The sequence below is a fragment of the Natronosalvus halobius genome (assembly GCF_024138145.1).
In the GTDB taxonomy this organism is placed as follows: Archaea; Halobacteriota; Halobacteria; order Halobacteriales; family Natrialbaceae; genus Natronosalvus; species Natronosalvus halobius.
Genome location: NZ_CP099997.1, coordinates 358615 through 372654 on the forward strand (window position 1 = coordinate 358615; position 14040 = coordinate 372654).

Sequence of the window (14040 nt, forward strand, 5' to 3'; positions counted from 1 at the left end):
TCGCGTTCGCCAGGGGGGTGAGCGTCGCGTATGCAGCCTGAACGACGGATAGACGTCGGCGTCATCGGCGTCGGGTCGATGGGGAGACAGCACGCGCGCGTCTACGCCGGACTGTCGGAGGCGAATCTAGTCGGCGTCTTTGACGTCGACGACGAACGCGCCGCTCGCGTCGCGGACGAACACGGCACGACCGCCATAGACCTGGAGTCGCTCCTCGCGTCGGTCGACGCCGCTTCGATTGCTGTCCCGACCGTGCATCACTACGACATCGCCGTGCAGTGTCTGGAGGCGGGCGTCGCGATGCTCATCGAGAAACCTCTCGTCACGAATATCGAGGAAGGGCGACGGCTCCGTTCGAGAGCGAACCGCGCCGACGTGGCGGTACAGGTCGGTCACGTCGAGCGGTTCAACCCAGCCGTGGTGACGCTCCGCAAAATCGTCGAGGATCTCTCGATCATCAGTATACACGCAGAACGGCTCGGACCGCCACCGAACCGTCGAATCGACGACAGCGCCGTCCTCGACCTGATGATCCACGACATCGACGTCGTGCTCTCGTTGCTCGACGAGTCGCCGACGAGCGTCAAGAGCACCGGCGTGAACGACAACCGCCACGCATCGGCACTGCTCGAGTTCGACTCCGGGATCATGGCGTCGCTCACTGCCAGCCGACTCACCCAGCGAAAAGTGCGTCGACTCACTGTGACCGCCAGAGAGTGTCTCGTCGAACTCGACTACATCGCCCAGTCGATTGCAATCCACCGCAACTCGGTCCCCAAGTACGCCGAACGCGACGGCAACGTTCGATTCCAGCACGAGAGCGTCGTCGAACGACCGCACGTGCCGAACGAGGAACCGCTACGGAACGAACTCGAGGCGTTCGTCGATGCCGTCGCGTCGAACGAGACGCCGCTCGTGACCATCGACGACGGATTGGCCGCGCTCGAGTTGACCCACCAGATCGAAGCACAGGCCCTGGGCGACCGATCTAACATCGGGGTGAGGGTGGCCGATGACTGATCGACAATCGGTCGCCAAGGCCGACGAACTCGAGGTCGCGGATACTGACGGTCTCGAGGTCGTCGTGGCCGACGGCGGAACAGTCGATCGTGCAGACGACCGAGACTCGTCAGCGGAATCCACAGCGGTGAGCACCCGACCGTACGGAACCGGCCGCTCGAGCGAACGACTGCGTCGCGCGTTCGTCTCGGGATCGATTCCGGTGGCCGTCTACGGACTCGGAAAGATGGGACTCCCCCTCGCCGCAGTGTTCGCCGAGACGACCGGCAACGTCCTCGGCGTCGATATCGACCCCGACGTCGTGGCGAAGATTCGGGCCGGAGACTGTCACGTCAAACGAGAACCCGGCCTGGACGACCTGGTCTCCGAGCGAGTGTCCGCCGGCGCGCTCGAGGCGACGACGAACCCTCGTGAGGCTGCAGCGCAATGCGCGGTTCACGTCGTCATCGTGCCGACGCCGATCACGGACGAGCGAGCGCCCGACCTCTCGATCCTGGACGCCACGATCGAGGCGATCGGAACCGGACTGGACCCGGGCGATCTGGTGCTCGTCGAGTGTACCGTTCCACCCCGGACGACCAGCGATCGGGTACGTCCGGCGCTCGAGGCGGCGTCGGGACTCACGCGCGGGACGTTCGGCGTGGCTTTCTGCCCCGAACGGACGTCCTCGGGACGGGCGCTCCAGGACATCCACGGCGCGTACCCGAAGGTCGTCGGCGGCGTCGACGCGGAGAGTACCGCAGCTGCGCGAGCAATTTACGAGACCATCAACGATGAGGGCGTGATTACGGTCTCCGATGCGACCACGGCCGAGTGCGTCAAGGTCTTCGAGGGACTGTACCGCGATGTCAACATCGCGCTCGCGAACGAACTCGCGACGTTCACGGACGAGTTCGGAATCGACGTCCGCGAAGCGATCGACGTCGCGAACACCCAGCCCTACTGTGACATACACGAACCGGGACCCGGCGTCGGCGGCCACTGCATCCCGTTCTACCCGTACTTCGTGATCGACCCCTTCGAGACCGACGCCCCGCTGCTCGAGACCGCTCGAGCGGTCAACGACTCGATGCCGGCGTTCACGGTCACAAAACTGCGCGACGGCCTCGAGGCGGAAGGGACGGCGCTGTCGGACGCGACGGTACTGGTTCTCGGGCTGACGTACAGGCCTGGTGTCGAAGAGATCAGGGCCTCGCCGTCGATCGATATCGCCGCCGAACTCTCCGCGGCCGGTGCGACGGTCTACGGCGTCGACCCAATGCTCGAGTCGGACGACCTGGAGGCCTTCGACCTGGAGGCGATTTCGTTCGAGGCGGCGTACGACCTCCCAATCGACGGCGTGATTCTCGTTACACCGCACGAGGAGTTCGACGAGATTCGGTGGGCTGACCTGGGAACGGACCGTGAGGACGAACCCAGTGCTCGTAGAGATCACCGTCCGGTCGTCGTCGACGGTCGCGGAACCGTCGCTGGCCCGATCGATTCGTGGGTATACGAAATCGGTGGCGGGGTTCGTGAGGAGCGGGGGTGGGATTCGTGAGCAATACCGCGAATGCGAGCAGTGCTTTCACTCCGTCTGCCAACCGGATCTGCGTCGTTGGACTCGGCTACGTCGGACTCCCGCTCGCGTGCGAGTTCGATAGCGTCGGGTACGACGTCCGCGGCTACGACGTCGATACGGACAAGGTTCGAACGCTCGAACGCGGACTCGATCCGACGGGCGACGTCAGCGACCGATCGATCGCCGAGAGTTCAATACAGTTTACGACCGATCCAAGGGTGATATCGACGGCCGATTACGTCGTCGTGGCGGTGCCGACTCCGGTCGACGAACTCGAGAAGCCGGACCTCAGCCTGGTCGAACGGGCGGGGGAGACAGTCGGCGAACATCTCACCGCGGGGGCGACTGTCGTCCTCGAGTCGACGGTGTATCCGGGGGCGACTCGCGAGCTATTCGTTCCGGCACTCGAACGAGGCTCGAGCCTGACGGCGGGCGAGGATTTCGGCGTCGGCTATTCACCCGAACGAATCGTCCCGGGCGACGACGATCACGATCTGCGCAACGTCGTCAAGATCGTGAGCGGATTGACCGAGAGGTCGCGGGCGGATCTCGTCGACCTCTACGGATCGATCGTCGACGCAGGCGTCCACGAAGCGCCGACGATCGAAACTGCCGAAGCCGCGAAGTGCGTCGAGAATACGCAGCGCGACCTCAACATTGCGCTGGTGAACGAACTCGCGGTGGCGTGTACGCACCTGGGGATCGAGACACAGGCCGTGCTCGACGCGGCGAAGACGAAGTGGAACTTTCACGACTACCGACCTGGCCTCGTCGGCGGTCACTGTATTCCGGTCGATCCGTTCTACCTCGCCTACGAGAGCGAACGAAACGGCTTCAAACTCGAACTCGTTCGAACCGCGCGCGAGATCAACGACTACGTACCAACCCACGTCGGAGAGATGACTGTAAAGACCCTGAACGACGCCGAAAACGTGCTCAAGCACAGTACCGTCCTGATCCTCGGACTGACTTACAAGCCGAATGTGGCGGATCTCAGATCGTCGATCGGCGGCGTGATCGACTACCTCCGCGAGTACGGCGTCTCCGTCGTCGGATACGACCCGCACGCGGCCGACGCCGAGATCCGAGAGCGCTTCGATATCGACGTCGCTCCCGAACCGTCCGGGGAGGGAATCGACGCCGTTGTGATCGGAACGCCCCACGACGTCTTCGACGAACTCGACGTCGGTGGGTTACTCGCCGAGATGAACGAGAATCCCGTCCTCGTCGACGTCGACGGGACGTTCGAGGACCGGGCGGGCGAACACAATTGTCGCTACTGGAGGTTGTGATGTACCGAAATCACTCCGTCGCCGCTGTCGTTCCGGCGTACAATGAGGAACGATTAATCGGCGACGTCGTCAGGAAGATGCCTCCGTTCGTCGACCGACTGTACGTCGTGAACGACTGTTCCACGGACGGCACGTGGGAGGCAATTCTCGAGGCAGCGCGGTCGGACGCACGCCGTCGGGTCGACCGAGAGGGAGCCGTTGCGGACCGGGTCGAACGAATTCGGACCGACGGTGGAGAGAACCACGCGCTCGCAGCGAGAGCAACCGTTCACGACCCGATCGGTCGCGTCGTCCCGATCGATCACCGCGAGAACCGCGGCGCCGGAGGCGCGATCAAGACCGGCTATCTGGCGGCACGGGCCGGGCGACTCGACATCGTCGTCACCGTCGACGGCGACGGCCAGATGGATCTCGAGGCGATGCCGAAACTCCTCGACCCGATCGTCGACGGGGTCGCGGACTACGCGAAGGGGAATCGACTGCTCGCTACCGATCATCAGCGATCGATGCCGCGGTTTCGACTGTTTGGCAACGCGATCCTCTCGCTGCTGACGAAAATCGCTTCGGGATACTGGAAGCTGAGTGACCCCCAGAACGGTTACACGGCGATTTCGAGGGACGCGCTAGAAGCCGTCGACCTCGAGTCGATGTACGAGTACTACGGCTACTGCAACGACCTCCTCGTGAAGCTGAACGCCAGAAGTACCCGTGTCGCCGACGTTTCGATTCCTGCAGTCTACGGCGACGAGGAGTCGAGCATCGTCTACTCGACGTACGTCCGGAACGTCTCGGGAATGCTCCTACGGAACTTCATCTGGCGACTCGAGACCCGATACCTTCGGTTCGATTTCCACCCTATCGTCCTGTTCTACCTCTTCGGTGCGGGTGCGTCCGCACTCGGGACGCTCGGCGTGCTCTGGTCGTTCCTCTCTCGCGACCGTTCCAGAGAATCGCCATTCATTCGCGTCCTCATGAGTGCCCTCCTGTTTCTCACCGGCTGGCTGTTCCTGCTGTTCGCGATGGTGTTCGACATGCAGGAAAACGAAGATCGTGAAGTGGTGATTCACGAATGACGGCGACCGTTCTGTTCGATATCGGCCATCCGGCACACGTCCACCTGTTCAAACACGCTATTCGCGAACTCGAGGACCTCGGTCACGAAACGCACGTGTTCTCCCGGGAAAAGGACCTCACAGTCACACTCCTCGACCGGTACGGGATCGACCATACCCCCCTCTCTCGGAAGCGGTCGAGCGAACTCGGGTTGTTTCTCGAGCTGCTCGAGCGCGAGATCCGAACTCTCCGCGCCACGCGGCGAATCGATCCAGACGTGGTCGTCAGTTCACCGATCCCGCCGGCCGCCCACGCCGCTCGATTAAACGGGACGCCAATGATCCTCTTCGACGACAGCGAGGTCGCCACGTTGCAAGCGCGGCTGACGCATCCGTTTGCGACCAAGATCTGTACGCCGGTGAACTACGGTCGCGACCTCGGCGCGAAACAGGAGCGGTACGCGGGATATCACGAACTCGCGTACCTCCATCCGAATCGGTTCGAACCTGATCCAGACCGACTCAGGGCTGTCGGCGTCGATCCGCACGAGCGTTACTCGGTCTGTCGGTTCGTCTCCTGGAGCGCCAGTCACGACAGCGGCAACCGCGGGTTCTCACGTGAGGGAAAACGCGAACTACTTTCGCTCCTCTCCGAGGAGGGGCCGGCGTACGTCACCAGCGAGGATCCGCTTTCACCGGAATTCGAGCCCCATCGTCTCCCGATTCCGCCTGAACTGATTCACGATCTGCTCTACTACGCCGACCTCTACGTCGGCGACTCCCAGACTATGGCGACGGAGGCGGCTATCCTGGGGACGCCGGCGATCCGATCGAACTCGTTCGTCGGCGACGGCGACATGAGCAACTTCGTGGAACTCGAGTCCAAGTACGGCCTCCTCTACTCTCGGTCGGACGAGCGGGAGACGCTGGCGCTCGCTCGCGATCTCTTGACCGATCTCGACGCGAAAGCACACTGGAGGCGAAAGCGACGGAAACTCCTCGATGACAAGATCGACGTGACTGCGTACCTCCTCGAGACGATTCTCGAGACGGCGGGCGAACCGCGCGAAAAACCTGGGATCGACCTCGAAACGGGGATCGGTCGATGAAGGTACTCACCGTCGTCGGCGCCCGTCCACAGTTCGTGAAGGCGTCGGCCGTTTCGCGTGCGCTGAACGCAGCGGGCCACGACGAGCAACTCGTCCACACCGGCCAGCACTACGACGAGGAACTCTCGGACGTCTTCTTCGAGGAACTCGAGATTCCCGACCCCGCCTACGAACTGGGGGTCGGTTCGGCATCTCACGGCGCGCAAACAGCGGCGATGATCGACGGCCTCGAATCGGTCGTCGCCGAGGTCGAACCAGACGTAATCGTCCTCTACGGGGACACGAACTCGACGCTCGCCGGCGCGATCGTCGGTTCGAAGGTCGACACGACAGTCGCTCACGTCGAGGCCGGTCTGCGGAGTTTCACCGACATGCCCGAAGAGGTGAACCGACGACTGACGGATCACGCGGCGGACCTGCTATTTGCGCCAACGGCGAGAGCGGTTACGAACCTCGCCGCTGAAGGCCTCAAAGAGGGCGTCTACCGGAGTGGCGACGTAATGTACGACGTGCTCTTGCGGGTCGTCGATCTTCCAGTCGATCGGACGACGATTCTCGAGCGATTCGAGGTGACGCCTGGAAACTACGTCCTGGCGACCGTCCACCGCGAGCGAAACACGGACGATCCGGCCAGGCTTCGATCGATCGTCGACGCGCTCTCGACGTCGTCGCTTCCGGTCGTATTCCCGGCGCACCCTCGAACTATCGATCGGCTCGAGCGCAACGACCTCCTCGACCGAGCGAGACGCGATCTACACCTTACCGAGCCGGTTGGGTACCTTGACTTCGTCCGGTTACTCGACGCGGCCGACCGTGTCGTCACCGACTCGGGCGGGGTCCAGAAGGAGGCGTTTTTCCTCGATACCCCCTGTGTCACGCTCCGGGAGGAGACCGAGTGGGGCGAAACGGTCGAATGTGGCTGGAACGAACTCGTCGGCACGGATGGACGAGCGATCGAGCGTGCCCTGGAACGAGAACGCTCACTCGAGGACAAGCCGTCGCCGTACGGCGACGGACGGGCAGCCGAATCCATCATCGAGGTGCTCGAACGTGCTCGATGAGCACGCGTTCGCGGTCTGTCTCACGCACGACGTCGACCGACCGTACAAAACGTACCAGGCGCCGTACTACGCCCTCATGAACCGAGACCCTTCGCAACTGCGGTCCCTGTTCTCGAGGGATCGACCGTACTGGCAGTTCGAGGAGATCATGGCCCTCGAGGAGGACCTCGGCGTCAGGTCGACGTTCTTCTTTCTGAACGAGCAGAATCTGTTCCGCGACAAATCGCCGCGGGAGTGGCTGCGACCGGCGAACTGGAAACACTTCGTGGGCCGATACGAGATCACGGATCCGGCGATCGTCGACGTCATTCGTGAGCTCGATGCCGGCGGGTGGGAAGTCGGATTGCACGGTTCTTACGAGTCTCCTGACGATCCGGTTCGGTTGAGAGAGGAGAAGTCGCAGTTGGAGCGAGTCCTGGGTCACGAAATCACCGGTGGGAGGCAGCACTATCTCCGACTGACTCGGCCGGACACGTGGGAAATTCACCGAAATATCGGGTTACGGTACGACGCCAGTCTCGGTTCGACGGACGAGGTCGGCTTTCAACACGAGTACGGTCTTTTGCGCCCCTTCGACGACGAGTTCGCGGTCTTCCCACTCACCGCGATGGAGGTTGCCCTTCTCGGGCCGGAAACAGACCTCGAGTCGGCCCGGGAACGAGGCTACGAACTGCTCCGTGAGGCCGAGCGAAACGACGCCGTCGCCACGTTGCTGTGGCACCCACGGTTTTTCAACGAGGACGAATTCAGTGGGTATCGCCAGTTGTACATCGACCTCGTCGAGTACGCCCAGGAACGCAACGCCTGGATCGGCTCCTGCGCGGAGTTCCTCCGACGTATCGACGAATCGAACGAATTGGAACGAAAGCCAGTTCGAGAGCGTCCATAGCTCTCAGGGACGACTCATGAAAGAAATACAAAATATTCGCTCGAGTGGAACGGATTGGGAGATTTATGGGGTTCGACGAGGTACGACTGACGAATGAATACCGACCTATTCACGGACAGAAAGCGGGCAGAGATGGATCGTTACAACGAAGACGACGACGAGGGCAAGTGGATTGCTGACTATCTATCTACTGATGGGTACAACGACCTCATGGATGCTGGACATCACCGACTCGTTCGCGAGACGCTGGCGAAACACCTGACATCGAACGCGTCGGTCCTGTCGATCGGAGCGGGACAAGGTGACTGGCTCCGCGAGTCTACCAGGCACGATCCGCGACATTCCCTCGCACTGGACATCTCTGTCAACGAACTACGACGAGGATCGAACGCGGAGAACGGAGACCGGATCGAGTGGCTCTGCGGCGACGCCGAACGGTTGCCCGTCCGCGACGACTCGATCGATTTTGTCCTGGCCGCGGCTGTACTACACCACCTCCCGCAATGGAAAGACGCGATCCTGAACGAAATCTGTCGCGTTCTCAGCCCCGATGGGGTGTTCCTCTTCTTCGATCCATTGCGATACAATCCGTTCGCCATGTTCGCGCGTCGATTTCTCGAGACGCGAAAGCGGACCGAGGCCGAAGTTCCACTGAATCCGTTCACGCTTCGATCGACGCTGGAGGCGTCGTTCGAAACGGTCGATCTAACCGGGTTTTACGTAATCTCTCCGATCTGTACGCTCCTGGATGCGATCGCACCAATCGACCTCGAAGGAGCGATATACGAACTCGCCGAAATCGAACGACGGCTCTCGAAACGAGGGTTACTGCCGATGACTGCAGAGGTCGTCGGGATCGCTACCGATCCGCGGTGAGCCGCTCCGACCGGCGTCGGCCATGACACCGGCGAATTCGACGTCCTGGAGGGCCGCCTAGAGGTCGTCGGCGGCGACTTCCTCGCCGTCCCACTCGAGCCAGAAGGCGGGGTCGGCGTCGGTATCGGCGTTCTCGGCCTCGAAGGTGACGATGTCACCCTCGACGACGAAGCCGTCGCCCCAGCCGTTGCCCGTCAGCCCCTCGACTTCGTAGTACCCGGTCTCGTAGTAGGTGATGGTGTCGTTGTCGTTCGCCGAGATCGGGTTGCCGGAGGGGGACGTCCCGAGGTCGGCAGCGGTGACAGGCCCGTTGGCGATGAACCGGTAGCGCACGCGGTCGGCCCCCGGTTCGGTCAGGATTGCGAACTCGGCCGGTTCCGGTTCGTCGTCTTCGTCGTTCTCACCGGTAAGGTCGTCAACGGCGATCTCTTCGCCGTTCCACTCGAGCCAGAAGGCGGGGTCAGTATCGACGTCGGCGTTTTCGGCCTCGAAAGAGATAATATCACCCTCGATGATGAAGCCGTCGCCCCAGCCGTTGCCCGTCACCCCTTCAATCTCGTAGGTGCCGTCTTCACGCTCGGTGATCGTATCGTTGCCGTTCGCCGAGACCGGGTTGCCGGAGGGCGACGTCCCGAGATCGGCAACCGTAACTGGACCGTTGGCAACGAATCGGTAGCGCACGCGGTCGGCGCCGGGTTCCGTCAGAATCGCCAGTTCGTTCTCGCCGCTGGTATCGTCTTCTGTTCCTTCTTCCTTGTCAGCGACCAATTCGTCGACGGCGATCTCCTCGCCGTTCCACTCGAGCCAGAAGGCCGGATCAGCGTCTGCGTCGGCGTTCTCGGCCTCGAAGGTGACGATATCGCCATCGATGGCGAACGCATCGCCCCAGCCGTTACCCGTGAGCCCCTCGACCTCGTAGGTGCCGTCTTCACGCTCGGTGATCGTATCGTTGCCGTTCGCCGAGACCGAACCACCCGAGGGCGAGGTGCCGAGATCGGTGGCGGTGACGGGTCCGTCGGCGACGAACCGGTAGCGCACGCGGTCGGCGCCGGATTCCGTCAGAATTGCCAGTTCGTTCTGGTCCCCGGTGTCGTCGGTCTCCTCCTCGTCTCCATCGTCGCCGCTACCACTCTCCCCACCGTCGTAGTTTAGCCAGTCCTCGCGGGTCCCATTGACCAGCATCACGTGATTGTCGAAGTAGATCGTGTACGGATCGTTGTCCTGGTAGAGGTCGTACCCGTGCGGACCCGCGTACTCGATCCCGTTTCCGTCGGCGGACCGCCACGCGAAGTTCTCCCGCTCGTAGGCGAGTTCGTCGTTCACCCACGCGCGGAAGACGCCGTCGTTGTTCATCGACCCGCTCGAGGTGTACGTATTCAGCTTCTGGTAGGTTTCGATCTTCACCCACTCGTTCATCGGCATCTGGACCCGGTTGCCGAACTCGAGGTACGGGGTCGTGCTGTCGGTGAGTCGCGCGTCGTAGGAGTAGACGAAGAACGTGTACGTGTCGGGGTGATCGTGGTTCTCCCGACGGGTGAAGCCGAGCCGGACCGACCACCCGTCTTCGCCCGTGAACGGGGGCGGCGTGACGAAGTTTCCGCTGTCCTGGTCTCCCTCGCTCCGTAATCCAGCCCAGAAGAACCGCATCGTGTTGTTCTCCGAGAGCCACATCCCATTGGGGTGGACGTAGAACCGCTGGTACAGCTCGTCGACCTCCGTGTCGTAGTGGTCGTCGAACGGGTACACCGTATTCGCGCTCATCTGGTCGCCGTCGAGATAGTGCGCACAACTCGTCTCTCCCGTTCGGGAGGTGCTCGACGTGATGTCGGGGCTCGTCCTCGAGCGCTGGTTCCACACGTCGTAGACGTCACCCAGACCGTTGTACGATGACGACGGATCGTAGTACTCGTCGTAATCGATCTCGATCAGATCCTGGTCGTGAGAATCGGCTGCGGCGGTGCCCGAACTCAGGAGCGCCCCACCGGCAATCGCGGTTGAGCCGAGTACCTTGAGGTACGTTCTGCGTTCGATGTCGTTCGCCGTGCTGTTCTCTTTACCGCTTTTCAGTGTGTTATCGATTGCTCGTTTCGAGCGCTCACGTGCCATGCAACTTGACTAGCCAACTATGCTGACCTCAACGCTCTCATGAACATACCGGAACTTTATACGTCGACGAATTACTGTCAGGTTAGCTGTTGTATCCTCTTACGCCTTCGGAAAACGACCCCGTCTTCCAGATGTACAAACCGGTTATTTAGGCGTATTCAGTACCGTCAGACTCGGTTCACGGGTCCGGCGATCAGTGGTTCGTCTGCGGACCAGAGCAATTGCTCGAGTGAGAAATCGACACGCGGGCGTCCCGTTCTGAGCGTCTCGAGGTCCGGTATCAAATAGATTGCCGCCTTCGGATGCTTAGGACCGCGTTGGTGACACGATATTCTCGGGAACTCCGCCGGCGACGATGTGGTGATCGTCGAAGTAAACGGTCTCACCGTTCTGGTTCGATCCCCACCAGTAGCCGTGCGGACCGGCCTCTTCGATGCCCTGTCCTGGAATGCTGGTCCAGCGGTAGTCGGTTCGCTCGAACGCTAGTTCGCCGTTCACCCAGACGCGGATTTCGCCGTCGGCGTTCGCCCGGCCGTTCCCGACCGTATTCAGCACCTGGTGACATCGGAAATCGTTCCACTCGTTCATCCGAACGCCCGTATCCGTGACGTTCAATTCGGGGACCGGGTTAACCTGATCCATGTGGTATACGTAGACGAAGAGCGGGTACTCGTCGGGATGGTCGTGGGAGCCACGTCGGGCGTATCCCAGTCGAATGGACCACCCGTCTTTCCCGTTCGGAATATCTTCCTGGGTCGTCCCGCCCGATGACGTCGGCCCGTTCCGGATTCCTGCCCAGAAGAACCGGAAGGTCCCCCTGTCCGCTAATGTCATCCCGTTTGGGTGGAACCGGAACCGCTGGTACGTTTCCTCTACGACGTCGTCGTGATTAGCGGCAAACGAGTAGACCGTATTGGCAGTCATCTGGTTCCCCTGGAAGTGGTGTGCGAGACACCGGTCCCCGGGTCCTGGCTGACCGACTACAATCTCCGGATCAGCTCCCGAGCGCTGGTTCCACACGCGATAGACGTCGTCCAGACCGTTGTACTTCGAGGACGGGTCGTAACACTCGCCGTAATCGACGTCGACGAACTCGAGGTCGGTTTCCGCCGAACCGCCTGCCTCTCCACGAACCGCGTTCGAGAACAGTGCGCCCGTCGCCGTCGCCCCCAGCAGTGAGAGATACGAGCGTCGGCCGAGCGTGCCCCTTTTCGTTCGTGGCTTATCGTCACGGGGCTTGTCGCCGGAAACATCAGATTGCTTGCCTCGCATACAAAACCGGGGAAGTAACCTCTGGTTATCAACCTTGTCGTGTGAAAATCGTACATTTATCTCATAAATCGGAATCTTACTTTCCACCTCAAAAAACACTCAAGATTGGAGAACGTACTGGTGGTCAGGAGGCAATCTGGCCGATCAGACCGTCCGGAGCGAACCCTGGAAGGGCGACGTTCGCGTATTCGGTTCGTGATTCCGACGTTTCACTCGGTTTCACGCCGGTCAACCACGCAGGCAGTGAGGCTGCACGAGCGGGAAAACAGGGGTTACCGAACGCAATGATCGAGTACCACCGGTTGGCTTTTCACGGAGGGCGGTGGTTACGAACTCTATGTCTGCCGATCCGACGGTCCTCCTTCTCGATGGAGATTACCCGACTGCGCTGACCGTCGCAAAGGAACTCTCCGAGGATCTCGGTGCGACGATCGTCGGCGTCGGAACGACGCGATACAGTCGCCTGCTCCGATCGAGGTACTGCGACGAGAAAATCCTCGCCCCTCCGCCGGAGAGCGAGAGATACGGCGACGCCGTCGAGTCGGCGGTTCGGACCTATCGCCCGGACTTCGTCTTGCCAGTCGGGTACCAATCGACGGTTGCAGTCGACCGACTTCGATCGATCCTCCCCTCCTCTGTTTCTACCTCTCTCCCCTCGAGCGAGTCGCTCCATGCCGGAGCCGACAAGTCCGTTGTCCTCGACCGTGCGGCCCGTCTCGGAATCGACGTTCCGGAGGAGTACTCGAGCGTCGTCGAGCAAATCGACGCGAACGGGCGACCGAGGGGTGCTCTCGAGCGACTGAACTTCCCCGTGTTTCTCAAGGCCAGACACGAATCCGGCGGTGGCGAGACGACGGCCAGGGTCGACGACCCTGCTCGCTTCTGGCGAACCTACGACCACATTGCGGCGGTTGCGCCGGGAGGGGACGTGCTCGTCCAGGAGCTAATCGAGGGGACGAGGTCGACCTACGGGATCGGCGTCCTCTGTTCGGACAACGACGTCGTGCTCAGGTTCGGTCACGAGGAACTTCGGTCCGTTCCTCGTTGGGGCGGAAGTGGGACACATCTCCGAACCTACCGGAACCCCTCTCTCGAGACCCAGGCAACGGCCTTGCTACAGGACATAGGGTGGAACGGAATCGCACTTGTCGAGTTCAAACGCCGGTCCGACGGTTCGTTCGTGCTCATGGAGGTGAACCCGAAGTTCTGGGCGTCGTACGCGCTGGCCAGCGAGCGCGGCTACCGATTCGCCTCGACGATGGTCGCCTCCGCTCTCGGCCTGAACGTCGACATACCGGTCAGGACCCTCGAAACGGTCGACGAAATGGTATTTCCGCTTCGGGAACTCCAGTACTGCGTTCGGCAACCGACCCGAAGCGAAATCTCGGCCGCTGCCAGGACGGTACTGACCCCAGGTGCGAAGTGGAGCCTCGACTGGACCGACCCCATCGCCTGGCTGATGCCACCCGTCGCCGCGATGGAACGAGTCACCGACGTAGAGACTCGACTCGAGGCCGCCGTCGAGACCGTAACCGGCCGCCGATCGCGGAACGTCAGGGAGGATCGACGATGACGGGTATCAGTGAGAACCGAATCGACGATGACGGGTATCTGCGAATCGATCGTGAACCCTACACTGGTCGCTCTACCGAGGTCGACAGCCGGGTCGCACGTCTCGAGAGCACATCTGTCGGTCTCGAGCGTGCCTCCATCGGGTCATTCGTCCAGGACGGCGAGCGATTTTCGAACGTACCTCGGGGAGTGACCACCGACCGGAAATCGCTGAGAGACGGCCAGAAGGG

Annotated in this window: 11 protein-coding genes; 9 read left to right on the forward strand and 2 right to left on the reverse strand. The window is 61.8% G+C overall.

The features are described 5' to 3' along the window. Nucleotides 1-30: 30 nt before the first annotated feature. From NGM15_RS01810 to NGM15_RS01845, 8 genes are all read left to right on the forward strand, one after another. Nucleotides 31-1020: a Gfo/Idh/MocA family protein gene (locus NGM15_RS01810; RefSeq protein WP_253434520.1), complete on the forward strand. Its 990-nt coding sequence runs from the start codon at nt 31-33 to the stop codon at nt 1018-1020. Continuing rightward, nucleotides 1013-2560: a nucleotide sugar dehydrogenase gene (locus tag NGM15_RS01815; RefSeq protein ID WP_253434523.1), complete on the forward strand. Its 1548-nt coding sequence runs from the start codon at nt 1013-1015 to the stop codon at nt 2558-2560. The genes NGM15_RS01810 and NGM15_RS01815 overlap by 8 nt, the downstream gene beginning before the upstream one ends. Next, complete coding sequence (locus NGM15_RS01820; RefSeq protein ID WP_253434526.1) at nt 2557-3873, forward strand: nucleotide sugar dehydrogenase; 1317 nt, start codon at nt 2557-2559, stop codon at nt 3871-3873. Before NGM15_RS01815 ends, NGM15_RS01820 begins: the two co-directional genes overlap by 4 nt. Next, a complete protein-coding gene (locus NGM15_RS01825) occupies nt 3873-4946 on the forward strand; it encodes a glycosyltransferase family 2 protein (RefSeq protein WP_253434529.1) in 1074 nt (357 codons plus the stop codon). Before NGM15_RS01820 ends, NGM15_RS01825 begins: the two co-directional genes overlap by 1 nt. Beyond that, nucleotides 4943-6034, forward strand: coding sequence for a hypothetical protein (locus NGM15_RS01830; protein WP_253434533.1), 1092 nt, complete (start codon nt 4943-4945; stop codon nt 6032-6034). Before NGM15_RS01825 ends, NGM15_RS01830 begins: the two co-directional genes overlap by 4 nt. Continuing rightward, nucleotides 6031-7095, forward strand: coding sequence for a non-hydrolyzing UDP-N-acetylglucosamine 2-epimerase (wecB, locus tag NGM15_RS01835; RefSeq protein ID WP_253434536.1), 1065 nt, complete (start codon nt 6031-6033; stop codon nt 7093-7095). Before NGM15_RS01830 ends, wecB begins: the two co-directional genes overlap by 4 nt. Beyond that, a complete protein-coding gene (locus tag NGM15_RS01840; RefSeq protein WP_253434538.1) occupies nt 7085-7984 on the forward strand; it encodes a polysaccharide deacetylase family protein in 900 nt (299 codons plus the stop codon). The genes wecB and NGM15_RS01840 overlap by 11 nt, the downstream gene beginning before the upstream one ends. A gap of 93 nt (nt 7985-8077) precedes the next feature. Beyond that, nucleotides 8078-8860: a class I SAM-dependent methyltransferase gene (locus NGM15_RS01845; protein WP_253434541.1), complete on the forward strand. Its 783-nt coding sequence runs from the start codon at nt 8078-8080 to the stop codon at nt 8858-8860. Nucleotides 8861-8917: 57 nt separating this feature from the next. Here the strand turns inward: NGM15_RS01845 and NGM15_RS01850 are convergent, their stop codons facing one another. Together NGM15_RS01850 and NGM15_RS01855 are read right to left on the reverse strand one after the other, a co-directional pair. Further along, entirely contained in the window at nt 8918-10966 is a 2049-nt protein-coding gene (locus NGM15_RS01850) for a hypothetical protein (protein WP_253434543.1), read from the reverse strand. A gap of 306 nt (nt 10967-11272) precedes the next feature. Continuing rightward, nucleotides 11273-12238, reverse strand: a complete 966-nt coding sequence (locus NGM15_RS01855; RefSeq protein WP_253434544.1) for a hypothetical protein — start codon at nt 12236-12238, stop codon at nt 11273-11275. Nucleotides 12239-12575: 337 nt separating this feature from the next. Here NGM15_RS01855 and NGM15_RS01860 point away from each other — a divergent pair, with 337 nt between their 5' ends. Beyond that, nucleotides 12576-13811: an ATP-binding protein gene (locus NGM15_RS01860; RefSeq protein WP_253434546.1), complete on the forward strand. Its 1236-nt coding sequence runs from the start codon at nt 12576-12578 to the stop codon at nt 13809-13811. The last annotated feature ends 229 nt before the right edge of the window (nt 13812-14040 follow it).

Bases quoted from the DNA above. Each gene is read 5' to 3' on its own strand.
- wecB (WP_253434536.1), top strand. From the start codon at position 6,031: ATGAAGGTACTCACCGTCGTCGGCGCCCGTCCACAGTTCGTGAAGGCG.
- NGM15_RS01810 (WP_253434520.1), top strand. From the start codon at position 31: ATGCAGCCTGAACGACGGATAGACGTCGGCGTCATCGGCGTCGGGTCG.
- NGM15_RS01860 (WP_253434546.1), top strand. From the start codon at position 12,576: ATGTCTGCCGATCCGACGGTCCTCCTTCTCGATGGAGATTACCCGACT.
- NGM15_RS01855 (WP_253434544.1), bottom strand. From the start codon at position 12,238: ATGCGAGGCAAGCAATCTGATGTTTCCGGCGACAAGCCCCGTGACGAT.
- NGM15_RS01850 (WP_253434543.1), bottom strand. From the start codon at position 10,966: ATGGCACGTGAGCGCTCGAAACGAGCAATCGATAACACACTGAAAAGC.
- NGM15_RS01825 (WP_253434529.1), top strand. From the start codon at position 3,873: ATGTACCGAAATCACTCCGTCGCCGCTGTCGTTCCGGCGTACAATGAG.
- NGM15_RS01815 (WP_253434523.1), top strand. From the start codon at position 1,013: ATGACTGATCGACAATCGGTCGCCAAGGCCGACGAACTCGAGGTCGCG.
- NGM15_RS01845 (WP_253434541.1), top strand. From the start codon at position 8,078: ATGAATACCGACCTATTCACGGACAGAAAGCGGGCAGAGATGGATCGT.
- NGM15_RS01830 (WP_253434533.1), top strand. From the start codon at position 4,943: ATGACGGCGACCGTTCTGTTCGATATCGGCCATCCGGCACACGTCCAC.